Here is a 23,698-nt window from a genome sequence, read left to right as displayed (position 1 = left end):
CGAAACCGTTGGCGGCAGTAGCGGCTACGGCGGATCCGGAGGGGTGTAGCGGCCATTCCCACGAGATCATGGCGGTGGAGCTAACTGAAGTCATTCCGCAGCCTGCCTCTTCTCTTCGACTTTGCCTGCGTTTTCGCGGGCGTCATGCTCGGCGCGCATGCGGCGCACGAGGTCGAGCTCGGCCTGGAAGTCGACATAGTGCGGCAGCTTCAGATGCTCGACGAAGCCGGTCGCCTGGACATTGTCGGAATGCGAGATGACGAACTCCTCGTCCTGGGCAGCGGCGACGACGTCTTCGCCGAATTCCGAAGCGCGTAACGCCCGGTCGCACAGTGCCATGGCCATCGCCTTGCGCTCGCTCTGACCGAAGACGAGGCCGTAGCCGCGGGTGAATTGCGGCGGCGCCTTGGCCGAGCCCTTGAACTGGTTGACCATCTGGCACTCGGTGACGCGCACGGAGCCGAGCGGTACCGCGAAGGGCAGCTCCGGCACATCGAGTTCCAGCTCGACCTCACCGATGCGAACTTCGCCGACGAAGGGATGGTTGCGGGCATAGCCGCGCTGGGTGGAATAGCCGAGCGCCAGCAGAAAACCCTCATCGCCGCGTGACAGCGCCTGCAGGCGGATGTCGCGCGCCATCGGGAATTCCAGCGGCTCGCGGGTGATGTCGCCGGGGACATGATCCTGCGGCATGTCGCCATCAGGCTCGATCAGGCCTTCGCGGGCGAGGATCGCGGAGACGCGCGGCATGGCTTCCGCCTCGCTGGCACGCTGCAGCGGCTCGGCGACATCGCCGCCCGCGGCGAGCTCGGGATCGAGCAGCCGGTGAGTGTAGTCGAAAGTCGGGCCGAGCAGCTGGCCGCCAGGAAGATCCTTGTAGGTCGCCGAAACGCGCCGCTCGACCAGCATCGCGCCGGTGTCGATCGCCTTGGTATAGCCGAAGCGTGGCAGCGTGGTGCGATAGGCGCGAACCAGGAAGATCGCCTCGATCATGTCGCCGCGCGCCTGAACGATGGCGAGGGCCGCCAGCTCGCGGTCGTAGAGCGAACCCTCGCTCATCACCCGGTCGACGCCGAGCGCCAGCTGCTCGACGATCTGGTCGAGGCGCAGCGCCGGCACGGAACGGTCGCCGCGCCGGCGGTCGGCGAGCAGGGAGTGGGCGTTGGCAATGGCCGCTTCGCCGCCTTTTACCGCGACATACATATCACGCCTCCATCGTCTTGATGCGCGTCGTGCGTGGCAGGCAGGCAACGCCGTCGGGGGTGGCAAGGATGATGTCGACGCCACGCGGAAAGCGCTGGTTGTTCTGCTTCCATTGCTCGACGAAATGGCGCGGCATCTGCGCCGGCGCGATGGTTGCAGTCATTTCGATGCCGGGACCTTCGAGCAGCAGAGGGGCGCCTGAAACGATATCGCTCACCTGCAGGATCAGCGTTGTGGAGCGGTCGGGATAGTCCTGGGTGCCCTGCGAAAAGCCATCGAGCGACATCATCTCGGCCGGCGTGGCGATCAGCGCGAAATGCGCGTCGGCCGGCGTATTGGCCAGCGGCGCGCCGGTGTGGAAGCCGAGCCAGGATTTCACCGCTGCTGGGGCCTGCAAAACGGGGTCGAGCCAGAGCGGCGTGTCGTTGTCGCACAGCGCCAGCGCGATGGCGCCGGCGGTGGCCGACAGTGGCGCCGGCGGGCGGGCAAAGATCGGCAGGGGCTGCAGGGTGCCTGGCCGCGCCATCGCATCCATCACGGCGCGGAACACCGTCTGGGCGTCGAACACCGGATCGGCAAAGCCGCCCTCGATCGCTTGCGTTGCGATGTCCATCAGTCTTCTCCGCGTACCATGGTGAAGAAATCGACCTTCGTTGCCGCCGTCTCGGCGCGCCGCCGTTCACGTGCGCCGGCAAGTGCGGCCTGCAGCGGCGCAATGAGTTTTGTCTCGACCTCGCGGCGCAGGGCAGGATCCTGCCAGAGCGCGTCGGCGATCGCCGCCAGTTTTGCTTTCTGCTTGTCACGGCCGAGCGCGTAGCAGTGGCCGACCTGTCCGGATGCGAGCCGGACGGTAGCGCGGGTGACCGTCGCCTCGCCGACATTGAATGGTGCGCCGCCGCCGCCGATGCGGCCACGCACGGTGACCAGGCCGGTTTCGGGACCGCGCAGGAGTTCTGCTTCCGAAGGCAGGCCGGCTGCGTTCCAAAGGCGGACGATATCGTCGCCGGTCGATTGCGCCAGCGTCGCCATGACGGCCTTGCGCTCAGCCTGATCGCGCGCTTCCTGTCCTCGCATGGCAGCCATTCCTTCTCGTTCCGAATTTGTATAATGATGTAGACAATTATACAAATTATACCTATTCTCTAAAGCGTGTCCATGACGGATGGATGACAGGCGAAAAAAGATCGGGGCAAGAGATGATCGGGCAACAGATTGCCAGCAGCATAGAGCGGCGCAGCGGCGTCTCGCTGTGGCGGCAGATCGCCGACCAGATCCTGCATTCGATCGCCATCGGCGACTTTGCCGAGAATGCCGCACTGCCACCGGAGATTGCACTGGCGGAGCGTTATGGCGTCAACCGCCATACGGTGCGCAGCGCCATCGCAGCACTGGTGCAGGATGGCGTGCTGAGGGCCGAACAGGGGCGCGGCACTTTCGTGCTTTCGCGCAAGCGGCTGTCCTATCCGATCGGCGCCCGCACCCGTTTTTCGGAGGGCTTGCAAGGGCAGGCCACGGAGCGCCGCAGCGTGCTGCTCGAATCGGCGGTCGAGCCGGCCAGCCGGCGCGTCGCCGAAGGGCTGGGGCTTGCCAAGGGTTCGAATGTCATACGCCTTGAGACGCGCGGCGAGGCCGACGGACAGCCGGTCTCGCGTGCCTCCGGCTGGTTCGATGCGAAACGCTTCGAAGGCATCGAGGCCGCTATCGCGGAAACTGGATCGGTGACCGCCTCGCTCCAGCGTTTCGGCATTAGTGACTATCTCAGGCAATCGACAGTGCTGTCGGCGCGCCACGCAGATGCCGCCGATCTCGCCGATCTCGATCTGCAGTCCGGCGCCATCGTGCTGGTCACGGTCGCGGTCAATGTCACGCCGGACGGCCAGCCAATCCAGTTCGCCGAAACGCGTTTTCCGGCTGAGCGCGTCGAGCTCAAATTGTCGGCGCGGTAGGTAGGGGCGCGTCTATCCCGGTCTCATCCGACCTGAATGACCGCCTTGATCAGGCCGGATTTCTCATGCGCCCAGCGGCCGAGGTCGCGCGGTGTGTCGCCAAGCGTCGTGCGATGGGTGACGAGCTTTGCCAGCGGCACCGCGCCGTCGCGGATCGAGGCGGCGACGTGGTCGAAGTCGGCGCGCAGCGCGTTGCGGCTGCCGATCAGCGTCATCTCGCGCTTGTGGAATTCGGGGTCGGAAAAGACGATGTCGTCCTTGACGACGCTGACCAGGACCAGCGTTCCGCCATGCGCGACATGGGCGAAAGCCGACTGGACTGACTGGGTGTTGCCAGTGGCGTCGAAAACCACGTCAAAGCCTTCGCCGTCAGTCGCCTCCCGCGCCAGATCGGTTGCCGATCCCTTCGAGCCGTCGAGGGTGGCAAAGTCGAGTTCGCTTGCGGCGAAACCCAGCCTCTCGGCACTCATGTCGAGCAGCTTCACGTCGAGACCGGCGATGCGGGCAAACAGCGCCGTGCCGAGCCCTATCGGCCCGGCGCCGATGACCAGCGTGCGCGCGCCGGGCTGCGCCAGCGAGCGCCGAACGGCATGCGCCCCGATCGCCAGGAACTCGACGGCGGCGGCGTCGGCCAGCGACAGGCCGTTGGCCGGGTAGAGGTTCTGCGCCGGCACCAGGATCCGTTCGCACATGGCGCCGTCGCGGTGGACGCCGAGCACCTCGATCCTGACGCAGCAATTAGGCTTGCCTTGCCGGCAGGCGATGCATTTGCCGCAAGCGAGATAGGGATTGATGATCACCGGTTCGCCAACGGCCAGATCGACGCCTTCGCCGGCCTCGATCACAGTGCCGGAAACCTCGTGGCCCATGATGCGGGGATAAGCGAGGAACGGATGCTTGCCCTCAAAGATATGATAGTCGGTGCCGCAGATGCCGACATGACTAACCGCGACCAGCGCCCAGCCAGAGGGCGGAGTGCCTGGCGCCGGGCGGTCTTCCAGAACAAGCTCACCGGGCGAGCGGCAGACGACGGCTTTCATAGTTCAATCCAGTCTGTTCATGAAACCGCCGGCCCCGCTAGCGCCGGGCCGGCGGTTGTTAATATGGTCTACTTGCCGCGGCGGCGCAGGCCGTCGAAATAGACGATGACGATAATTAGCACGCCGGTAATGATGCGCTGCCAGAAGGCATTGACGTTCAAGAGATTGGCGCCGTTGTTGATGGTGGCGAGGATGAAGGCGCCGAGCAGCGGTCCGTGCACCGAGCCGACGGCGCCGAACAGCGAGGTGCCGCCAATCACCGACGAGGCGATCGCCTGCAACTCCCAGCCCTCGGCCTGCGTCGGATTGCCGATGCCGATGCGCGAGGCAAGCAGCACGCCGACAAAAGCCGCACAGAGGCCCGACAGCGTATAGGCCATGTAGATGGTGCGCTGGACGTTGACACCGGACAGACGCGATGCCTCGGCGTTGGAGCCGACCGAGAACAGATACCGGCCCCAGCGGCTGTGATGCAGGAAGATGTAGGCGGGGATGCCGACGAGGATCACCATCCAGAACAGATTGGGGACGCCGAGAAACGAGCTGCGCGAAAACATTTGGAAGGCATCGTTGTTGATCGAGATCGAGTTGCCGTTGGTCATCAAGAGGCCGATGCCGCGCAAGGATGTCAGCGTCGCCAGCGTGATGATGAAGGGCGGCAGGCCCATTCTGACGATGCCAAAGCCATGGAACATGCCGATGGCGACGCCAACCAGCAAGGTGATCAGGATGGCGAGGAAAATCGGCACGCCGGCATTGATCAACATCGCCACGATGACGGTGGCGAAGCCGACGACGGCGCCGACGGAAAGGTCGATGCCTCCGGTGATGATGACGAAGGTCTGGCCGACTGCCAGGATGGCGATCATCGAACCTTGCCGCAGCAGATTCGAGATGTTGTTGGCGGAGGCGAAGCTCGGCGTCGCCACCGACAGGATGACCCACAACAATACCAGCAGCGCCAGCAGTGTCAGCCCGAACAGGGCGTTGTAGTTGCGTTTCGGCCTTTCGGCCGGGATCGCCTCGGTGCTCATATCTGTCCTCCCGGTTTTTCTTGTTTCTCGGCCAGCGCTTGGGTGAGGATCTCCTCATGGTCGGCAGTGCGGAAACCATGAGTGGCCACCAGTTTGCCGCGCCGGAACACATGCAGTGTGTCGGCCAGTTCATAGACCTCGGGCAGATAGGACGAGATCAGGATGATGCCGGCGCCATTGGACAAAAGCGCGCTGAACAGGCGGTAGATCTCGGCCTTGGTGCCGACATCGACGCCGACTGTCGGCTCGTCGAAGATGAACAGCTTGGCGCCGTGCGCCAGCCACTTGCCGATGACGATCTTCTGCTGGTTGCCGCCGGACAGGCTGGAGGCGAGCGCGTTGCGCGTCGGTGTCTTGATCCTGAGATTGGCGATCTGGCGATCCGCCTCGGTCTTCTCCTGTGCGCTGGAGATCAGCAGATTGCTGGAGATGCGCTTGTAGATCGGCAGATTGAGATTGAGGCCGACCGGCAGGTTGAGGCAGAGGCCCTGGTCGCGGCGGCTTTCCGGCGCCAGCGCCATGCCGAGCCTGATAGCCTCATGCTCGGAATTGACCTGAACCGCCTTGCCCTCCCAGAGGATCTGGCCGGCCGACTTGCGACGACGGCCGTAAAGCGTGGTGACGAACTCGCTGCGCCCGGCACCGATCAGGCCGTAGAGCCCGACGATTTCGCCGGCACGGACCGTCATCGAGACATTTTCGAAGCCCTTGCCGGAGAGATTTCTGGCTTCGAGCAGCGTCGCGCCCGGGGTAAAATGCTCCTTGTGATAGACTTGCTCGATCGAGCGGTTGATCATCATCTTGACCAGCTCGGCGTCGTTGGTTTCGGCGATGTTCCTGGTGCCGACAAGCGTGCCGTCGCGCAGCACCGAGACGCGGTCGGCGAGCTCGAACACCTCTTCCATGCGGTGGCTGATGTAGATGATGGTGACGCCTTCGCCCTTCAGCCGGCGGATCAGCGTGAACAGCTGGTCGGCTTCCTTCCGGGTGAGATAGGCAGTCGGCTCGTCGAAGATCAGGAACTTGGTGCCGCGCACGGTGGCGCGGGCGGCGGCGATCAGCTGCTGCTGGCCTATGGTCAGGTCACCCAGCACGACATGCGCCGGCAGATCAAAGCCGAGATCGTCGATGATCTTCTGCGCTTCCCTGACCATGGCCCGCTGCTGCAGGATGCCGAAGCGGGAATCCTCCTCGCCGAGGAACATGTTGGCTGCGACAGTGAGATGGCGGCACAGAACGACCTCCTGATGCACAGCATTGATGCCCAGCGCCATCGCCTCATGCGGCGTCGCCAGCGCTGCCGGCTTGCCCTCCCAGATGACGTCGCCGGAGGTGCGCGGCATGACGCCGGTCAGCAGCTTGATCAGGGTGGATTTGCCGGCACCGTTCTCGCCGACAATGGCGTGGATTTCGCTGGCCTTGAAGGCGAGGTTAACCGGCTTCAGCGCGTGCGTGCCGGGATATCGCTTCTCCAAGCCCTTGAGTTCGAGGATCGTCCTGCCCGGTTCCAGCGTTGGGGCCGGATGCAGTTCCTGCGCCGTTGATGTCATGACAATCCTCCCAGATTGGCCTCACGATTGGCACGTAGCGATGCTGGCCGGGTCGCATCGTCAAGGGTATTGAAGCCGGCTGATTTCGAACCACTTTCAGGGTGTTTCCGGGGCAACGAGGCCCCGGAAACGGTGCACCTGCCGGTGCTCAGTCGAGCTTCGGATTGAGCAGCGCGTCGATCTTCGGATCCTTCATATTGGCCTTGGTGACGAGGTTGGCGCCGGTGTCGACATTGGCCTCGACCTTCTCGCCTTTCGAGGCCGCGAGCGCCGTCTTGATGCCGTCATAGCCCATCCGGTACGGATCCTGGACGACGAGAGCCGAAATGACGCCGTCGTTGAGGAACTTGATCAGCTTCTCGTCGCTGTCGAAGCCGACGAGTCCGACCTTGCCGGCCAGGCTGTTCTCGGCGATCGCCTGACCGACGCCCTGCGCCATGATCAGGTTGGAGGCGAAGATGCCCTTGAGGTTCGGATTGGCGGTTATCAGGTCGGTCGCGATGTTGAGGCCGGTAGTGGCTTGGCCGTCGGCGTACTTGTCGGCAACAAGCTTCAGGCCGGGATATTTGGCGGCAAGCTGCTCCTTGAAGCCCTGGGCGCGCTGTTCGAGCGAACCAGCGCCCGGAAGTGCGGTGATCAGGGCGACGTCGCCCTCGATTTTGCCGCCATTGGCTTCGCCGATCGCGGCCGCCAGCCCGTCGGCGGCGACGCGGCCGCCCTGGATATTGTCTGTGGTCAGGAACGAGGTGAAGGCCTTGGAGTCGGCGCCGGAGTCGATGCCGATGATCTTGACCTTGGTGGCTGCCTCATCGATCGGCTTGCCGAGCGCCTTGGCTTCGGTCGGCGCGATGACGACGGCAGCAGGGGTGCCGGCGACGGCATTCTCGAGGATCGAGATCTGGCCGTTGACGTCGGTCTCTGCCTGGGCGCCGAGTTCCGGCACATTGACGCCGAGGTCCTTGCCGGCCTTGCGGGCGCCGGCCAGGACGATCTGCCAGTAGAAAGAGGTGGTGTCCTTGACGATGATCGGAATGGTTACGTCCGCCGCCGAAGCTGGCGCCGAATGCAACACGCCGGCAAGCATCGAGGCGGCGGCGAGCGCCACGAATGCGCGGCGGTTGAGAATGCTGGTCACGAATTTCATAAGGCTTCCTCCCTAAGTCGCCCGGTGAACGTTGCTGAAGCTCGGTTTGGATAGGCGCTGTCCAAACAGAACTTTATCAATAAAAAACATTTACCGCATTTTGATAGTGCATAGGTTGGGTCGACGCAAGCGGTGTTTCGCATCGGTCCCCTCTAGACCGATCTCATGCCAAACCTACAGATCCTCTCCGAAAGGTATGGAATATTAATTCCACCAACCAGTCAAGTTGGAATATTTATTCTTTTAGGGGCGTACGATTGTTACGCCTCCTGATCGCGCCGTCCCGTTTAACCGAGGGCGAAGGCCGCAGCGCGTCAGCCGAGTTTCTGTACGACCGTGTAAGGATCATATTTGGCGAATTCGGTATCGGGCACCTGGATGTCGAGCAGTTGGAGATTTCGCGCCAGATTGGTCGGTTTGGCGGTGCCCGTCAGCACAGAAGCGACAACAGGCTCGTGCAGCGGGAACTGAAACGCCGCCGCGGCAAGCGGATAACCGCCCTTGGCGGCGATTTTTTCCATGGCGCCGACGCGGTCGAGAATATCCGGGCTGGCCGGCAGGTAGTCGAAGTGCGCGCCCGGCACCGGGCCGGTCGCCAAAATACCGGAGTTGAAGACGCCGCCGATGATCAGCGAGGTCTGCCGTTGCCGGCAAAGCGGCAGCAATTCGGCTTCGGCGGTGCGGTCGAGCAGCGAGTAGCGGCTGGCGAGCAGGATGCAGTCGAGCGGCGCCTGGCGCAGCACATCGAGACAGATCTGAACCTCGTTGACGCCAAGGCCGTAGGCGCAAATGACCCTGGACGACTTCAGCTCTTCCAGCGCCTTCAGCCCGCCATCCATAAACTGGCGGAAATGCAGCTTCGTTTTCTCGACGCCATGCGTATAGACGCCGATGTCGTGAACGAACAGGACGTCGATTCGATTGAGGCCAAGCCGCGCATAGCTGAACTCGACCGAGCGCATGATGCCGTCGTAGGAATAGTCGTAGTCGAGCGCAAAGGGCAGAGGATCGACATAGGAATGGTCCGGAATCTGGTCTTCCGGCACCGGCCGGAACAGGCGCCCAACCTTGGTCGACAGCACGTAGGAGTCCCGCGGCTTGTCGCGCAGGAAATCGCCGAAGCGGCGTTCCGAGAGGCCGAAGCCGTAGAAGGGCGCCGTATCGAAATAGCGCAGGCCGGCTTCCCAGGCGACCCGTAGCGTCTGCATCGCCGTCTCGCGCGGGCAGGCTCGGTAGAGGCCGCCGACCGCCGCGCCGCCGAAGCTGACCTCGGTTATTTCCAGCGCGGTGCTGCCGACACGGCGTTTCTTCATGCAAAGCCTCCCACCGGCCGTTGTTCCGGCCTGTCCGTTGTCGTTGTCGGTTAGCGTCGGGCTAGAGGGTCGCTCCGAGGTGCCAGGGCACGAACTCGTTGTCGCCGTAGCCGAACTCCTCGCTCTTTGTCTTGCGGCCGGAAGCCGTCTCGACGATCAGCTCGAAAATCTCGCGACCCATGCCGGCGATGGTCTTTTCGCCCGAGGCGATGACGCCGCAATTCACGTCCATGTCCTCTTCCATGGTGTGGTACATGGTCGAGTTGCTGGCGACCTTGATCGACGGCGTCGGCCGGCAGCCGAAGCAGGAACCGCGGCCGGTGGTGAAGACGATGACATTGGCGCCGCCTGCCACTTGGCCGGTGGCGGAAACCGGGTCGTAGCCGGGCGTGTCCATGAACACCAAGCCGTGTCCGGTGACCTTTTCGGCATAGCCGAAGACGCCGTTGAGCGGCGTCTGTCCGCCCTTGGCGACCGCGCCAAGCGACTTCTCCAGGATGGTGGTCAGGCCGCCGCGCTTGTTGCCGGGCGACGGATTGTTGTCGATGGAGGCGCCATGCTTGGCGACATGATCTTCCCACCACTTCACATAGCCATCGAGCTTGGCTGCGATCTCCGGGGTCGCCGCACGGTAGGCAAGCAGATGCTCGGCGCCGTAGATTTCCGTCGTCTCGGAGAGGATGCCGATGCCACCAACACCGGCCAGGATGTCGACGGCGGCGCCCAGCGCCGGATTGGCGGTGATGCCGGACATGCCGTCCGAGCCGCCGCATTGCAGGCCGACGACGATCTCGCTGACCGGGATCGGCTCACGCTCAAGCTTGCCGACCTCCTCGGCGATCTCGGCCAGCACCAGCATCGCCTTCTCGACCGATTTGCGCGAGCCGCCGGCTTCCTGGATGTTGAAATGGCGTTTTCCCGCAGCGACACCCTTCTGGCCATAGAGGGTGAGCTGGTTGACCTCGCAGCCGAGCCCGACCATCAGCACGCCGCCGAAATTCGGATGGCGGGCGTAGCCGGCCAGCGTGCGGTGCAGCACCATCATGCCGTCGCCGGTGGCGCTCATCCCGCAGCCTTGGCCGTGGACGATCGGAACGAAGCCGTCGATGCCGGGATATCTAGGCAGGAGCGTGCGGTTCGCCTCGTCGGCGATGGCATGGCAAACGGTGGCCGAGCAATTGACGCTGGCGAGAATGCCGACGAAGTTGCGCGTGCCGGCACGGCCGTCGGCGCGACGGTATCCCATGAAGGTGCGGGCGCGGTCGGCCTCGGTGGCGTGCACGGCTTCGCTCGGCGGCACCACCGGCAAACGCCCGGACTCGAAGACCAGATTGTGCGAATGGACATGCTCGCCGGGTACGATGTCCTGGGTGGCGCGGCCGATCGCCTGAGCGTATTTGACCACGGCCTCGCCGGCGGCGATCGGCTTGATCGCTACCTTGTGGCCGGGTTCGATCAACGCGGTGGCGACGGCACCGCCCGGCAGTACCGCGCCGATCTCGATGCGGCCGTTGGCGACCGCGACATTGTCGGCGGGGGACAGAAGAATGCTGTTTGCGGCGTTCACGGGCAGTTTCCTGGGTGTTCCTGGGATCGGCAAGCGGATTGACACGCGCCTGTTAACAGTTAATGTCTTTTATCGTGAAAAAACAGTTTTGCGTCAATTGTTTTTTCGTGACAGGCCGCGCGTTCTAGATGGATGTGCAGAGGATCGGACACTGGAACCAGGGCTGACTTTCGAAAAGCGATTCTCGCTTTTTGGGGGCCTTTGCGTTTGGAACATTTGTCATATCGCGCTTCAAACCGCCGCCGCAAGCGCCGGCGTAACGGGGCAGGGGATGTCGAAGAGCAACAACGTCTACAAAGACGCCTACAATCGGGGTTTGCGGCTGCTCGACGAAACGAAAAGCCTGCCGTCCGAGCCCGAGCTTGGCACGCTGCTCGGCGTCAGCCGCACGACGATCCGCACCATCCTTACGCGCATGGAAGAGACGGGGCTGATTGCCTGGAACAAGCGCAGCAAGACGGTTTTGCGCGTGCCGCGGCCGGACGATTTTTTCCCCGAGGAAGAGACCGACACGCTGTCGCAGATCATCGAGCGCTCCTTCATGCGGCGGCTGCTTGCCGGCGGTGCTGAGCCCGGCATGCAGATCAACGAACTCGAGTTGGCGCGCGAGATCGGCGTCGGCACCACCAGCGTGCGCGAGTTCCTGATCCGCTTTTCTCGCTTCGGGCTGATCGAGAAGCGCCGCAACAGCCACTGGGTGCTGAAAGGTTTTACCCGCGCCTTCGCACTGGAACTGACCGAAATCCGCGAGATGTTCGAACTGCGCTCGGCCGCCGCCTTCGCCGCGCTGCCGGAAGACAGCCCGGTATGGGCCGACCTTGACCTGCTGGAGGACGAGCATCGCCTGCTGGCGCGCGAGATCGCCACGCGCTTCAACGAATTCTCGGAGCTCGACGAGCGCTTTCACCGGCTGATACACCGCGCGTCGCACAATCGCTTCATCGTCGATTTCTACGACGTCATCGCCATGATCTTCCACTACCACTATCAGTGGAACAAGGCGCAGGAGCGCGAGCGCAACGAAGTGGCGGTCGCGGAACACCTGGCCTATATAGCGGCGCTCAAATCGCGCGACCTCGGCAAGGTCGACACTGCCTGCCGCAAGCATCTGAAGTCCGCGCGGCACACGCTGCTGACGTCGATTCCAGAAGGCCAGCAACCGTAGCGAGCTTAAAAGCGCGTGGGATTGACCGGCCTCATGCGACGCGCTTTTAGGTTGTTGTTTTATGCATGTCGTTATCGCAAAACCGCTGCACACCCTTGGGTCAGGCCCGAGGGCATGCTTTTGCGCGACATGCATTAAAGCGCCGCGTTGCCGCAGAGGTACTTTGGCGATTTTCCGACCGCCGGCCGCATGCTAGATATCTGGCCGTTGCTGCGTGAGGAGGCAGGCCTTTGAACATCCGGCGGAGACAATGGAGCATGTCGGCGGCAATCGCCGCGGCCTATTTGCTCGTGCTCCAGTCGATGCTCAGCGCATTCGCCTTCGGCATCGGGCCGGACGCCTCGCAACGCGACGCTTTCGGCAACGTCATCTGCACCCAGCAGGGCGCTGCCCAGCTTCCCGGTGGCGACCCGCACCAGCAGCACATCCCGGCCTGCTGCGTGCTCGGCTGCGGCATGGCCTCCGCTGTCTACGCGCCGCCGCCTGCCGCCGCCACGCTGTCCGGCAATTTTTCCGTTGAAACCGTCGCTTTTTTGCTGCCGGCGTTCAGGCATCTCGACTTTGCCCGCGACCGCTCGCCGTCGAATCCGCGCGCGCCTCCGGTGACGGCCTGATCCGTCCCAGTTCGCCTTGCGGAATTTTTCGCGGGCGAATTCGTTCAACATCGAAACTGTTCGCGACCGGCCGACGGCGCGATTTCTCAGTTCCTGGAGCTATCATGTCTCACACTTTTGGCGCGCGGCGTGGCCGCACCAGCCGCTTCCTGCGCAGCTTCGAGGAGCGACTCGGCGTCACCGTACTCCTCCTCGCCCTGCTGTTCGTCAGCGCCCAGGCCGTTTTCGCGCATGAGTTCAGGGTTGGCGACATCGAGATCGTGCATCCCTGGTCGCGCGCCACGCCACCGGGCGCCAAAGTGGCCGGCGGCTACTTCACCGTGACCAACACCGGCAGTTCGCCGGATCGGCTGCTGTCGATCTCCTCCGATGTGTCGGACAGGACCGAACTGCACGAAATGGGCGTCAAGGACGGCGTCATGACCATGCGGCCGGTCAGCGGCGGCCTCGAAATCCCGGCCGGCGGCAAGGTCGCGCTGGCTCCCGGCGGCTATCATCTGATGTTTATCGGCCTCAAGCGCCAGCCCAAGCAAGGCGAGACGTTTTCCGCTGCGCTGACCTTCGAGAAAGCCGGCGCCGTCACCGTCGAGTTCGCGGTGGAAGGCATGGGCGAAATGGGCGGCATGCACGACCATGCCAATTGATCCGGCCAGATCCGCACAATTCAAACTCGAGGAACCATCATGAACAGTTATCTTCTCTCGGCCGGCGCGTTTTTCGTCCTGGGGACAAGTGCCGCTTTTTCTCACGTTACGCTGGAAACGCAGGAGGCGGCGATCGGCTCGACCTACAAGGCCGTCCTGCGCGTCCCGCATGGCTGTGAAGGCAAGGCGACGACCGCCGTGCGCGTGCAGATCCCGGAAGGGGTGATTTCGGTGAAGCCGATGCCGAAGCCGGGCTGGACGCTGCAGGTCAAGAAGGGCAGATACGAGAAATCCTACCAGCTCCATGGTCAAGCGGTGACATCAGGTGCCAAGCAAATCGACTGGAGCGGCGGCAGCCTGCCGGACGAATTCTACGACGAATTCGTCTTCCGCGGGACACTGGCGGCGGATCTGCCGGCAGGCCAAACGCTCTACTTCCCGGTGGTGCAGGAATGCGAAGGCGCCGCCGAACGCTGGATCGAGATACCAGCGGCTGGCCAGGATGAGGACGCGCTGGAATATCCGGCGCCCGGCCTCAAGCTTGCGCCGAAGCAATGATCTTTTGGCGGCGCGCTTTGTTCGAAAGAGCGCGTCGCTGTTTTTGTGGCCGTGACATGAGTGCTGCATCCCTCCTGCGAACGGGCTGCACAACCGGCCGTGCGATCTGCCTGCTGGCTGCGATCGTGCTGTTTGCCGCCATTGCCGCGCCAGGTCAGGCCTTCGCCCACGCGGCGCTGGTCACAACCGAGCCGACGGACGGCGCCGTGCTGGCGCAGAGCCCCGCGCAGTTCTCGCTGACCTTCAGCGAGCCGGTATCACCGCTGGTGCTGGCCTTGGTGCGGCCTGACGGGACGCCGGTTCCGCTGACGTCGTTTCGGCTCAACGCCCAGACGGTCAACATCGATAATCCGCACAGGCTCGGATCCGGCACGCATGTGCTGAGCTGGCGGGTGATTTCCGCCGATGGCCATCCGGTCGGCGGCTCGGTGTTGTTTTCCATCGGCGCGCCTGGTGCTGCGCCGGCCGTGTCCGAAGCTGTCGACCGGGGTCTGAGGTCGGCGATCTGGGTCGGCAAGGTCTTCCTCTACGTCGGGCTGTTTCTCGGCGTCGGCGGCGCCTTTGCCATCGCCTGGCTGGCGCAAGGCGGGCGTGCCGGCCAGCTCATCGTCATCGCCGCGATCCTGTGCGGCCTCGTCGCGGCGCCGTTGTCGCTCGGCTTGCAGGGACTCGACGCGCTCGGTGCACCGCTCGCCCGGCTGGCGCAGCCGGACATCTGGAAGGCCGGGCTCGCCACCAGCTTCGGCCGGACGGTGCTGGTCGCGCTGGTGGCGCTCGGGCTGGGCCTGCTGTCGCTGGTCGGGCCGCGCGGCGGCGCAAAGCTGTTTGCCCTTGCCGGCCTGGCCGGTGTCGGCGCCGCCCTTGCCGCCAGCGGGCATGCAAGTGCTGCCGAACCGCAATGGCTGACGCGGCCGATGGTGTTCCTGCACGGCGCCGGAATCGCGTTCTGGGCCGGGGCGCTGGCGCCGCTCGGTCTCGCCATGCGGCGGAAGCCGGTCGAAGCCGCGCCTTTCCTGCGCCGGTTTTCCCAGGCGATCCTGCCTGTCGTGGCCGTGCTTGCCGCCGCCGGCATCGTGCTGGCTGTCGTCCAGGTGCAGGCGTCGGCAGCTTTGCTCGAGACCGCCTATGGCCGGCTGCTGCTGGTCAAGCTGGCGTTGCTGTTGTTTCTGTTCACTCTGGCCGCCATCAACCGCTGGAAGCTGACCGGTCCGGCGGAAGCGGGAGAGACGGAGGTACAAAAGAAGCTGGTCCGCTCGATCGGCATTGAGATGCTGATCGTTCTGGCGATCTTCGGCGTTGCCGCCGGCTGGCGCTTCACGCCGCCGCCTCGCGCCCTGGCGATCGCAGCGGCGCAGCCGGCGTCGGTGCATATCCACACGGCGAAAGCGATGGCCGACCTCAGCATCACGCCCGGTCATGTTGGGCCGGTCGCCGCCTCGATCGTCATCATGACCGGGGATTTCGGCCCGCTCGACGCTGAGCAAGTGACGCTGGTGCTGTCAAAACCCGACTCCGGTATCGAGCCGATCAAGCGCGCGGCGACAAAGCCAGGCGACGGCAGCTGGCGCGTCGACGATCTCGTCGTCCCGGTTCCCGGCCGATGGACGGCACGGCTCGATATTCTCGTCTCGGACTTCGAGATGGTGAAGATAGAGGCGCCGATTGAGATCAGGCCGAAGTGACGTGCTGATATTCAGGTGATGCCGGCCTGCAAATGGCGGTATCCTGCGCTTCCGGTGCTCACGTATTTAAGTACGCTCCGCTCCGGTTCTCGGAAACCACCTGTTTGGTCGCTTCGCGCCCGTCTTCGACTCCGGCTCGGCCTGACCTGAATCTCAACACGCCCCAACTGTAGCACAATTCGGCGAGGCGGTTGACGCGGCCCCGAAGGCCCGTCAAACATCACGGCAAGAATGGCATCCCGACAGAATGATAATCGCCGCAAATCGCGGCCAGGCAAAAAATCCAACGCAGGGAAGAAACGATGGACAAAGCCGAAATCGGCCTGATCGGCCTTGGCACGATGGGCTCCAATCTGGCGCTCAACATCGCCGAGAAGGGGCACCGCATAGCCGTTTTCAACCGCACCGCCGCACGCACCGACGCCTTTGTCGCGAATGCCGGGACGCTCAGGGATATGGTCGTGCCCTGCTACAGCCTGGAGGAACTCGCCGCCGCCATCCGGCCGCCGCGGCCGATCATCATCATGGTGCTGGCCGGCAAGCCGGTCGACGAGCAGATCGCGGCAATGCGCGGCGTGCTGTCGGCCAACGACATCGTCATCGATGCCGGCAACGCCAATTTCCGCGACACGATGCGGCGCTTCTCCGAGCTTTCCGATTCGGGTCTCACCTTCATCGGCATGGGCGTGTCCGGCGGCGAGGAGGGGGCGCGCCATGGACCGTCGATCATGGTCGGCGGCACGGAACAGTCGTGGAAACGCGTCGAAAAGGTGCTGACCGCCATTTCGGCCAAGTTCAGGGATGAGCCCTGTGCGGCATGGCTTGGCACCGATGGCGCCGGGCATTTCGTCAAGACCATCCATAACGGCATCGAATATGCCGACATGCAGATGATCGCCGAGATCTACGGCATTTTGCGCGACGGCTTAAGCATGGGGCCAAAGCAGATCGCACAAATGTTTGCCGGCTGGAACAAGGGCCGGCTCAACTCCTATCTGATCGAGATCACCGCCAAGGTGCTGGCCGCCGATGATCCGAAGACAGGCAAGCCGGTGGTCGACGTCATCCTCGACCGCGCCGGCCAGAAGGGCACTGGCAAATGGTCGGTGATCGAGGCGCAGCAGCTCGGCATTCCGGCCACCGCGATCGAGGCGGCGGTGGCGGCGCGCGTCCTGTCATCGATCAAGGACGAGCGCTTGGCCGCCGAAAAGGCCTATGGCAATGGCGGCGTGACCAAGATTTCCGGAGACAAGGACGCGCTTCTGGGCGATGTCGAGCTGGCGCTGTTCGCCGGCAAGATATCAGCCTATGCGCAAGGCTTCGCGGTGATGAGCGGCGCCTCAAAGGAATTCAACTGGAACCTGCCGATGCCGACCATCGCCAAGATCTGGCGGGCCGGCTGCATCATCCGCTCGCAATTGCTGGATACGATAGCGGAAGCCTTCGGCAAGGGTGGGGCGGCTACCAATCTGCTGATGGCACCGGCTTTCATCGCAATGATGCAGGAGGCGCATCCATCGCTCCGGCGCATCGTGGCAAGAGCGTCGGAGGCTGGCTCGCCGGTGCCGGCGCTGTCGTCCGCGCTCGCCTATTTCGATAGCTACCGCCAGGGCCGCGGCACCTCGAACCTGATCCAGGCGCAGCGCGATTTCTTCGGCGCGCACGGCTTCGAGCGTATCGACGGGCAGGGCGCGTTCCATGGCCCGTGGGGGAGCGGAGCGGCAGGCTAGTCGCGGCGATAGGCCAGAACCTCGGTCGGCATGCTCAGGCTCTGCAAGGAGCCAGGTGCTGCGCCGCCGATCCAGCCCAACACTGAGCGGGCGAGCTCGGCGCCGGCCAGCCGGAAGTTCTCGTTGACCACCAGCAATTCCCTACGGAACAGGTGGAGCAGGTCGGACGACTGCTTGGACACCACGTCGACGTCCCGGCCGAGCTTGAGGCCGGCGTCCTCGATGCCGGCGACGATGGCGAGGGTAGCGGCGGCGGCACTGCTGACGAAACCGTCGGGCCTGGCCTCGCGGCGCATCAGCTGTGCGGTCCTCATTCTGATCTGCTCGATTGAATGGTCGATCGAAACGGTGTTGAACGGGATTTCGCTGGCGCCGACATCGCTCAGCGCATCGGTGAAGCCGTTCAGCGTATGACTGTGGTAGGTCAGCTCGACCGGAGGCGCCAGCAGAGCCAGCCGGCGGCGGCCGATGCCGGCCAGATGGCGTACAGCCTCGGCCGCGAATGCGTAGTTGTCGAAATCATGGTAGGGGTGGATCAGCCCCATATCGGTGCGGCCATGCGTGGCAAAGGGGATACCACGCTCCAGCATGTAACGGGCCCTGGGGTCATTCGGCTGAGTGCGCGAAATGATGACGCCGTCGGCGGAGCCGGTTTCCACCAGATAACGTATCGGGTCCAGAGGATCCTGCGAGCGTGAATAAGGCGTGACGATCAGGTGATAAGGTGTGTCGGCGATGACTTCCGAGACGCCGTAGATGATATCAGAGACAAAGCTCATGATCTCGCGCTCGGTGTTGAGCACGAGACTGATGACGTTGGTCTTGCCGGTCCGCAGGCGCACACCGGCACGATTGGGGCGATAGCCGATCTGTTTGGCGACGAGCTGGACGCGCCGCCTAGTCTCGGCGCCGATCTCGGGCGCGTCCTTCAGCGCCCGCGATACGGTGGTGACGCCCAGCCCGGTCATGAAGGCAAGCGTCTTCAGCGTCGGCCGGCCTTGTCCCGACGCCTCGTCGTCCTTTTCCGTCTGTTGTCTGTCCATTCATCCCGCCCGTCAGGCGCATAGCAGTTGCCGTGCAGGCCGGCAATCGGCGGATTGCGGCTCGCCCACGACTCCGCCTGATCAACACTCTATATACTGAAACGTTACAGATTGTCACTTGCCATCACGCGGGTGTTGGTGGGCAGGTTCTTTGCACGGAGCAACGCTCTGTTCGACGTAAGCCACTGGACGTCGGCTATGACGTGCTCGCGCAACAGGATACGCCTAATTTCATGCGTGCGACACCATTATTGCAGCTCAACCTACCTGTTGCAGTGCAGCAGCTAACAGAATTTGTTCGCGCCTCAAAAAAATATTGGGACCGGTTCCTATTCCGGGGTTGCGCACCCCAAGCAATTGCCGTATCGAAAATCTGTAACGTTTCAGATTCTGGGAGGAGCCGAAATGCGATACCAATTCATGACCGCTGCGTTGGCAGTGACAACCGCGCTGCCTTTCGCCGGCCCGGCGGCAGCAACGGATCTGGAAGTCACCCATTGGTGGACTTCGGGCGGCGAGGCGGCGGCGGTCGCCGAATTCGCCAAGGCGTTCGACGCGACAGGCAATCATTGGGTCGACGGCGCTATCGCCGGTTCCGGCGGCACGGCGCGGCCGATCATGATCAGCCGCATCACTGGCGGCGACCCTATGGGCGCCACCCAATTCAACCACGGCCGGCAAGCGGAAGAACTGGTGCAGGCCGGTCTGATGCGCGACTTGACCGATCTCGCCGCCAGGGACAAGTGGGCGGAAATCGTACAGCCGAAGAGCCTGCTCGACGGCTGTACCCTAGACGGCAAGATCTATTGCGTGCCGGTCAACATTCACTCATGGCAGTGGCTGTGGCTGTCGAACGCGGCCTTCGAAAAGGCCGGTGTGCCGGTACCGAAGAATTGGAATGAGTATGTTGCAGCCGCCCCTGCGCTGGAGAAGGCAGGCATCATACCGCTGGCGGTCGGCGGGCAGCCCTGGCAATCCTCCGGGGCTTTCGACGTGCTGCTTACGGCGGTCGGCGGCACGGACACTTTCTTGAAGGTCTATCGCGACAAGGACGCGGAATTCGCCGCCGGACCCGAGGTCGCCAAGGTATTCAAGGCCGCGGACGATGCCCGCAAGATGGCGAAGAACACCAATGTGCAGGACTGGAACCAGGCCACCAATCTCGTCATCTCCGGCAAGGCCGGCGGCCAGATCATGGGCGACTGGGCGCAGGGCGAGTTCCAGGTTGCCGGCCAGACCGCCGGAAAGGACTATACGTGTCTTCCCGGTCTTGGCCTGAACGAGGTCATCGCCACCGGGGGCGATGCCTTCTACTTCCCGCTGCTGCAGGACGCTGAAAAGTCCAAGGCGCAGGAAGCGCTGGCCGAAGCGCTGCTCGATCCCAAGACGCAGGTCGCCTTCAACCTCAAGAAGGGTTCGCTGCCGGTGCGCGGCGATATCGACCTCAAGGCGGCGAACGACTGCATGAAGAAAGGGCTCGACATCCTGGCCAAGGGCAGCGTCATGCCCTGGACGGACCAGCTGCTGTCACAGGACACCCAAAAGCAGAAGGAGGACCTTTTCTCCGAGTTCTTCGCCAAGCCTGACATGACCGTGGAAGAGGCACAGAAGCGCTTCGCCGACATCGTCGCCTCAGCGGACTGACGGTCGACGAACCGCTCGCTCCCGGCCCGCGACCGCGGGGCCGGGAGCTCCGGGTCAAGTCTTCCGCCCTTACCCGACGGCTGTGCAGATGAGCAAGAGCGAACGCCCCAATCAACTCTTCCGCAACCTCAACGCCAAGGTCGCCTCTATTCCGATGGTCCTCACCGCACTGGTGATCTTCGTCGGCGGCAGCGCGTGGACGGTGCTCTATTCCTTCACCAATTCGAAGCTCCTGCCGCGGCTGAACTTCGTCGGGCTCGATCAGTATTATCGGCTGTGGTCGACGCCGCGTTGGCTGGTCTCGGTTGAGAACCTCCTGGTCTACGGCGTGCTGTCGCTGGTGTTCTCTCTCGTCATCGGCTTCATGCTGGCGGCGTTGCTCGATCAGAAGATCCGCTTCGAAGACACGTTCCGCACTATCTTCCTCTACCCCTTCGCGCTTTCCTTCATCGTCACCGGTCTTGTCTGGCAATGGCTGCTCAACCCGGAGTTCGGAATCCAGGGGGTGGTGCGCGGCCTGGGCTGGGAAAGCTTCAATTTCGATCCGCTCTACAATTCCAACATCGTCATCTACGGCATATTGATCGCCGCGCTTTGGCAAGGCACCGGGCTCATCATGTGCCTGATGCTGGCGGGCCTGCGCGGCATCGACGAGGATATCTGGAAGGCCGCGCGGGTGGATGGGATACCCACGTTGAAGACCTATCTCTTCATCATCATCCCGATGATGCGACCGGTCTTCATCACCTCGCTCGTCATCATCGCCGCCGGCATCGTCAAGGTCTATGACCTGGTTGTCGCGCAGACCAGCGGCGGTCCCGGCATCGCCTCCGAAGTGCCGGCCAAATATGTCTATGACTACATGTTTTTCGCCCAGAACCTCGGCCAGGGTTTTGCTGCCTCGACCATGATGCTGCTGTCGGTGGTGGTCGTCATCGTTCCCTGGGCCTATCTCGAATTCGGAGGCAAGAAGCGTGGCTGACCTTGCCGTTCCCCTGCCTGCCGCTACGGGCTCTATCGGGCTTGACGCATCCGGGCCGCGAGGGCCCAAGCCGCGGCATGTGTTCTCGCGCCGCAACATATTCCTCTACGGCACGCTCATCGTGGTGGCGCTGTATTATCTGCTGCCGCTCTATGTGATGGTGGTGACCTCGCTCAAGGGCATGCCGGAGATACGCCTCGGCAACATCTTCTCGCCGCCGCTCGAGATCACCTTCGAGCCTTGGGTGAAGGCCTGGTCCAGCGCCTGCACCGGCCTCAACTGCGACGGGCTCTCGCGCGGCTTCTGGAACTCGGTGCGCATCACCGTTCCGTCGGTCGTCCTGTCGATCGCCATCGCATCGGTGAACGGCTACGCGCTTGCCAACTGGCGCTTCAAGGGCGCCGATACTTTCTTCGTCATCCTGATCGTCGGCGCCTTCATCCCCTATCAGGTGATGATCTATCCGATCGTCATCATCCTGCGCGAGATCGGCCTCTACGGCAGCCTGAGCGGCCTGGTGATCGTCCATTCCATTTTCGGCATGCCGATCCTGACGCTGTTGTTCCGCAATTACTTCTCTTCGATGCCGGAGGAACTGTTCCGCGCGGCGCGCGTCGACGGCGCCGGCTTCTGGGGCATCTATTTCCGCATCATGCTGCCGATGTCGCTGCCGATCTTCGTCGTCGCCATCATCCTGCAGGTGACCGGCATCTGGAACGACTTCCTGTTCGGCGTCGTCTACACCCGCCCCGACACCTATCCGATGACGGTGCAGCTCAACAACATCGTCAACTCGGTGCAAGGCGTGAAGGAATACAACGTCAATATGGCCGCCACCATCCTGACCGGCCTCGTACCGCTCGTCGTCTACTTCATTTCCGGCAAGCTTTTCGTGCGTGGCATCGCCGCCGGCGCGGTGAAAGGATGATGATGACACGACTCGAAAATCCCAGCGTTTCGATCCAGGACCTGTCGCTGAATTTCGGCGCAATTTCGGTGCTGGAAACCCTCAACATCGATGTCGCCGAGGGCGAGTTCATCGTGCTGCTCGGGCCGTCCGGCTGCGGCAAGTCGACCTTGCTCAACTGCATCGCCGGCCTGCTCGACGTTTCGGACGGCCGCATCTTCATCAAGGGCAAGAACGTCACCTGGGAGGAGCCCAAGGACCGTGGCATCGGCATGGTGTTCCAGTCCTACGCGCTCTACCCGCAGATGACGGTGGAGAAGAACCTGTCCTTCGGGCTGCGCGTCGCCGGCATTCCCAAGGACGAGATCGCCAGGCGCATCGCGCGGGCCGCCGAGATCCTGCAGATCGAGCCATTGCTGCAACGCAAGCCGTCGGCGCTTTCGGGCGGCCAGCGCCAGCGTGTGGCGATCGGGCGGGCGCTGGTGCGCGACGTCGACGTCTTCCTGTTCGATGAGCCGCTCTCCAATCTCGACGCCAAGCTGCGCGCCGAGCTGCGTGTCGAAATCAAACTGCTGCACAGCAAGCTGCAGAACACCATGATCTATGTCACCCACGACCAGATCGAGGCGATGACGCTGGCCGACCGCATCGCGGTGATGAAGGGCGGCGTCATCCAGCAGCTCGACGCCCCGCAGACCATCTACAATCGCCCGGTCAACCGTTTCGTCGCCGGCTTCCTCGGCTCGCCGGCGATGAATTTCCTCGACGGCCGGCTCGAGAAGGACGATGGCAACTGGCACTTCGCCGCCGAGGATGTGCGGATCCCGCTTGCCACCTACGCTTTCGAAAAGGAGCCGGTGCCGGGAGCGGCGGTGTTCGGTATCCGGCCCGAGCATGTCGCGTTCAACAGCGGCTCCGGATGGCCGTTCACAGCCACGGCAAATGTCGTGGTCGTCGAACCCATGGGTTCCGACACGCTGGTCTGGCTGAAGCTCGCAAATCAGAATTTCACCGTGCGGGTGACATCCGAGCGCACGCCAAACAACGCCGACACGGTGAGCATCGGTTTTGACCCGATGCGCGCTTCGCTGTTCGACGCTGCCAGCGGCACCCGCCTGTAATACCCCGAGATTTTCACCCTCAAGCCCATCCATCCCAGAGAACGGACAGAGACGATGAATTGGTCATTCCAACTTTACAGCGCCCGCAACTTCCAACCTTGGGAAGCGGTGCTCAAGATGCTGGGCGAGCTCGGCTACGCGCAAGTCGAAGGGTTCGGCGGCGTCTATGACGACCCCGGGGCATTTCGTGCCGAACTCGACAAGAACGGCCTCGCCATGCCGACCGGCCATTTCTCGATCGATGCGCTCGAGAACGATTTTGACGGCGTGCGCAAAATCGCCGACGCGCTCGGCATCACGCTGCTCATCTGCCCCTATCTGGTCGCCGAGAGCAGGCCGACCGACACGGCCGGCTGGCGCGGCTTCGGCGAACGCCTGGCCAAGGTCGGCGAGACGGCCGAAAAGGCCGGCTACGGCTTTGCCTGGCACAACCATGATTTCGAGTTCAAGAAGCTTGCCGACGGTTCGGTGCCGCAGGACCATGTCCTGGCGGCAGCGCCCGACATCGGCTGGGAGATGGACGTCGCCTGGGTGGTGCGCGGCGGCGACGATCCGCTGTCCTGGATCGAGAAGCATGGCAAACGCATCGCCGCCGTCCATGTCAAGGACATCGCCAAGCCCGGCGAGGGCCTCAACGAGGACGGCTGGTCGGATGTCGGCCATGGCACGATCGACTGGGCCGGTCTGATCCAGGCGCTGCGCGCCGAGAGCGTCGCCAAATACTACGTCGTGGAACACGACAACCCCAACGACATCGAGCGCTTCGCCCGCCGCTCGATCGCCGCCGCCAAGACCTATTAGGAGCAGACCA

22 protein-coding genes are annotated in these 23,698 nt (G+C 63.5%); 12 read left to right on the top strand and 10 right to left on the bottom strand.

The genetic code is table 11. The annotated features are described in order from the left end of the window. Positions 1-90: 90 nt before the first annotated feature. Genes CIT31_RS21575 through phnG form a run of 3 tightly spaced genes read right to left on the bottom strand, consistent with a single transcriptional unit; the run spans position 91 to position 2,277 of the window. The gene (locus CIT31_RS21575; protein ID WP_065009747.1) at positions 91-1,203 is read right to left on the bottom strand and encodes a carbon-phosphorus lyase complex subunit; all 1,113 of its coding nucleotides are present in this window, start codon (positions 1,201-1,203) and stop codon (positions 91-93) included. Position 1,204: 1 nt separating this feature from the next. Then, on the bottom strand, positions 1,205-1,816 hold the full coding sequence (gene phnH / locus CIT31_RS21570) for a phosphonate C-P lyase system protein PhnH (protein ID WP_095520286.1): 612 nt from the start codon (positions 1,814-1,816) through the stop codon (positions 1,205-1,207). Beyond that, complete coding sequence (phnG, locus tag CIT31_RS21565; RefSeq protein WP_065009787.1) at positions 1,816-2,277, bottom strand: phosphonate C-P lyase system protein PhnG; 462 nt, start codon at positions 2,275-2,277, stop codon at positions 1,816-1,818. Before phnG ends, phnH begins: the two co-directional genes overlap by 1 nt. A gap of 122 nt (positions 2,278-2,399) precedes the next feature. On the opposite strand from phnG, the gene phnF reads away from it, so the two are divergent. After that, entirely contained in the window at positions 2,400-3,149 is a 750-nt protein-coding gene (gene phnF, locus CIT31_RS21560) for a phosphonate metabolism transcriptional regulator PhnF (protein ID WP_095520343.1), read from the top strand. Positions 3,150-3,172: 23 nt separating this feature from the next. On the opposite strand, the gene CIT31_RS21555 is transcribed toward phnF, so the two are convergent. The 6 genes from CIT31_RS21555 to CIT31_RS21530 form a co-directional block, all read right to left on the bottom strand. After that, positions 3,173-4,189 (bottom strand): zinc-binding alcohol dehydrogenase family protein, encoded by a 1,017-nt coding sequence (locus CIT31_RS21555; RefSeq protein ID WP_095520285.1) that lies wholly within the window; start codon positions 4,187-4,189, stop codon positions 3,173-3,175. 68 nt (positions 4,190-4,257) lie between these two features. Continuing rightward, the gene (locus tag CIT31_RS21550) at positions 4,258-5,223 is read right to left on the bottom strand and encodes an ABC transporter permease (protein ID WP_095520284.1); all 966 of its coding nucleotides are present in this window, start codon (positions 5,221-5,223) and stop codon (positions 4,258-4,260) included. Further along, positions 5,220-6,773 carry a sugar ABC transporter ATP-binding protein gene (locus tag CIT31_RS21545; protein ID WP_095520283.1) on the bottom strand — a complete coding sequence of 518 codons (1,554 nt, stop codon included), beginning with the start codon at positions 6,771-6,773 and terminating at the stop codon, positions 5,220-5,222. Before CIT31_RS21545 ends, CIT31_RS21550 begins: the two co-directional genes overlap by 4 nt. Before the next feature lie 148 nt (positions 6,774-6,921). Continuing rightward, positions 6,922-7,917, bottom strand: a complete 996-nt coding sequence (locus CIT31_RS21540) for an ABC transporter substrate-binding protein (RefSeq protein ID WP_065009741.1) — start codon at positions 7,915-7,917, stop codon at positions 6,922-6,924. Positions 7,918-8,231: 314 nt separating this feature from the next. Beyond that, positions 8,232-9,230 carry an aldo/keto reductase gene (locus CIT31_RS21535; RefSeq protein WP_095520282.1) on the bottom strand — a complete coding sequence of 333 codons (999 nt, stop codon included), beginning with the start codon at positions 9,228-9,230 and terminating at the stop codon, positions 8,232-8,234. 61 nt (positions 9,231-9,291) lie between these two features. Then, entirely contained in the window at positions 9,292-10,797 is a 1,506-nt protein-coding gene (locus CIT31_RS21530) for a UxaA family hydrolase (protein ID WP_095520281.1), read from the bottom strand. Positions 10,798-11,068: 271 nt separating this feature from the next. Here CIT31_RS21530 and CIT31_RS21525 point away from each other — a divergent pair, with 271 nt between their 5' ends. The 6 genes from CIT31_RS21525 (at position 11,069) to gndA (ending at position 17,190) form a co-directional block, all read left to right on the top strand. After that, on the top strand, positions 11,069-11,962 hold the full coding sequence (locus CIT31_RS21525; RefSeq protein ID WP_095520280.1) for a GntR family transcriptional regulator: 894 nt from the start codon (positions 11,069-11,071) through the stop codon (positions 11,960-11,962). A 257-nt stretch (positions 11,963-12,219) separates the two neighbouring features. Then, positions 12,220-12,576, top strand: coding sequence for a DUF2946 family protein (locus CIT31_RS21520; protein WP_095520279.1), 357 nt, complete (start codon positions 12,220-12,222; stop codon positions 12,574-12,576). A 104-nt stretch (positions 12,577-12,680) separates the two neighbouring features. After that, positions 12,681-13,220, top strand: a complete 540-nt coding sequence (locus CIT31_RS21515) for a copper chaperone PCu(A)C (protein ID WP_095520278.1) — start codon at positions 12,681-12,683, stop codon at positions 13,218-13,220. Between the two features lie 39 nt (positions 13,221-13,259). After that, on the top strand, positions 13,260-13,778 hold the full coding sequence (locus CIT31_RS21510) for a YcnI family copper-binding membrane protein (protein ID WP_095520277.1): 519 nt from the start codon (positions 13,260-13,262) through the stop codon (positions 13,776-13,778). A 56-nt stretch (positions 13,779-13,834) separates the two neighbouring features. Further along, entirely contained in the window at positions 13,835-15,460 is a 1,626-nt protein-coding gene (locus CIT31_RS21505; protein WP_095520342.1) for a copper resistance CopC/CopD family protein, read from the top strand. 281 nt (positions 15,461-15,741) lie between these two features. After that, positions 15,742-17,190 (top strand): NADP-dependent phosphogluconate dehydrogenase, encoded by a 1,449-nt coding sequence (gene gndA, locus CIT31_RS21500; protein ID WP_280950351.1) that lies wholly within the window; start codon positions 15,742-15,744, stop codon positions 17,188-17,190. On the opposite strand, the gene CIT31_RS21495 is transcribed toward gndA, so the two are convergent. Next, on the bottom strand, positions 17,187-18,233 hold the full coding sequence (locus CIT31_RS21495; protein WP_095520275.1) for a LacI family transcriptional regulator: 1,047 nt from the start codon (positions 18,231-18,233) through the stop codon (positions 17,187-17,189). The genes gndA and CIT31_RS21495 overlap by 4 nt on opposite strands. 405 nt (positions 18,234-18,638) lie before the next feature. Here CIT31_RS21495 and CIT31_RS21490 point away from each other — a divergent pair, with 405 nt between their 5' ends. From CIT31_RS21490 to CIT31_RS21470, 5 genes are all read left to right on the top strand, one after another. After that, entirely contained in the window at positions 18,639-19,877 is a 1,239-nt protein-coding gene (locus tag CIT31_RS21490) for an ABC transporter substrate-binding protein (RefSeq protein ID WP_095520274.1), read from the top strand. Positions 19,878-19,965: 88 nt separating this feature from the next. Beyond that, complete coding sequence (locus CIT31_RS21485; RefSeq protein WP_095520273.1) at positions 19,966-20,859, top strand: carbohydrate ABC transporter permease; 894 nt, start codon at positions 19,966-19,968, stop codon at positions 20,857-20,859. Next, entirely contained in the window at positions 20,852-21,787 is a 936-nt protein-coding gene (locus CIT31_RS21480) for a carbohydrate ABC transporter permease (RefSeq protein ID WP_095520272.1), read from the top strand. Before CIT31_RS21485 ends, CIT31_RS21480 begins: the two co-directional genes overlap by 8 nt. 2 nt (positions 21,788-21,789) lie before the next feature. Beyond that, positions 21,790-22,887: an ABC transporter ATP-binding protein gene (locus CIT31_RS21475; RefSeq protein WP_095520341.1), complete on the top strand. Its 1,098-nt coding sequence runs from the start codon at positions 21,790-21,792 to the stop codon at positions 22,885-22,887. Positions 22,888-22,941: 54 nt separating this feature from the next. Then, positions 22,942-23,688: a sugar phosphate isomerase/epimerase family protein gene (locus CIT31_RS21470; RefSeq protein WP_095520271.1), complete on the top strand. Its 747-nt coding sequence runs from the start codon at positions 22,942-22,944 to the stop codon at positions 23,686-23,688. Positions 23,689-23,698 lie beyond the last annotated feature (10 nt).

The organism is Mesorhizobium wenxiniae (genome assembly GCF_002284535.1).
In the GTDB taxonomy this organism is placed as follows: Bacteria; Pseudomonadota; Alphaproteobacteria; order Rhizobiales; family Rhizobiaceae; genus Mesorhizobium; species Mesorhizobium wenxiniae.
This window is presented reverse-complemented; position numbering and strand designations above follow the sequence as displayed.

Bases quoted from the DNA above. Each gene is read 5' to 3' on its own strand.
- CIT31_RS21575 (WP_065009747.1), bottom strand. From the start codon at position 1,203: ATGTATGTCGCGGTAAAAGGCGGCGAAGCGGCCATTGCCAACGCCCAC.
- phnH (WP_095520286.1), bottom strand. From the start codon at position 1,816: ATGGACATCGCAACGCAAGCGATCGAGGGCGGCTTTGCCGATCCGGTG.
- phnG (WP_065009787.1), bottom strand. From the start codon at position 2,277: ATGCGAGGACAGGAAGCGCGCGATCAGGCTGAGCGCAAGGCCGTCATG.
- phnF (WP_095520343.1), top strand. From the start codon at position 2,400: ATGATCGGGCAACAGATTGCCAGCAGCATAGAGCGGCGCAGCGGCGTC.
- CIT31_RS21555 (WP_095520285.1), bottom strand. From the start codon at position 4,189: ATGAAAGCCGTCGTCTGCCGCTCGCCCGGTGAGCTTGTTCTGGAAGAC.
- CIT31_RS21550 (WP_095520284.1), bottom strand. From the start codon at position 5,223: ATGAGCACCGAGGCGATCCCGGCCGAAAGGCCGAAACGCAACTACAAC.
- CIT31_RS21545 (WP_095520283.1), bottom strand. From the start codon at position 6,773: ATGACATCAACGGCGCAGGAACTGCATCCGGCCCCAACGCTGGAACCG.
- CIT31_RS21540 (WP_065009741.1), bottom strand. From the start codon at position 7,917: ATGAAATTCGTGACCAGCATTCTCAACCGCCGCGCATTCGTGGCGCTC.
- CIT31_RS21535 (WP_095520282.1), bottom strand. From the start codon at position 9,230: ATGAAGAAACGCCGTGTCGGCAGCACCGCGCTGGAAATAACCGAGGTC.
- CIT31_RS21525 (WP_095520280.1), top strand. From the start codon at position 11,069: ATGTCGAAGAGCAACAACGTCTACAAAGACGCCTACAATCGGGGTTTG.
- CIT31_RS21520 (WP_095520279.1), top strand. From the start codon at position 12,220: ATGTCGGCGGCAATCGCCGCGGCCTATTTGCTCGTGCTCCAGTCGATG.
- CIT31_RS21515 (WP_095520278.1), top strand. From the start codon at position 12,681: ATGTCTCACACTTTTGGCGCGCGGCGTGGCCGCACCAGCCGCTTCCTG.
- CIT31_RS21510 (WP_095520277.1), top strand. From the start codon at position 13,260: ATGAACAGTTATCTTCTCTCGGCCGGCGCGTTTTTCGTCCTGGGGACA.
- CIT31_RS21505 (WP_095520342.1), top strand. From the start codon at position 13,835: ATGAGTGCTGCATCCCTCCTGCGAACGGGCTGCACAACCGGCCGTGCG.
- CIT31_RS21495 (WP_095520275.1), bottom strand. From the start codon at position 18,233: ATGGACAGACAACAGACGGAAAAGGACGACGAGGCGTCGGGACAAGGC.
- CIT31_RS21490 (WP_095520274.1), top strand. From the start codon at position 18,639: ATGCGATACCAATTCATGACCGCTGCGTTGGCAGTGACAACCGCGCTG.
- CIT31_RS21485 (WP_095520273.1), top strand. From the start codon at position 19,966: ATGAGCAAGAGCGAACGCCCCAATCAACTCTTCCGCAACCTCAACGCC.
- CIT31_RS21475 (WP_095520341.1), top strand. From the start codon at position 21,790: ATGACACGACTCGAAAATCCCAGCGTTTCGATCCAGGACCTGTCGCTG.
- CIT31_RS21470 (WP_095520271.1), top strand. From the start codon at position 22,942: ATGAATTGGTCATTCCAACTTTACAGCGCCCGCAACTTCCAACCTTGG.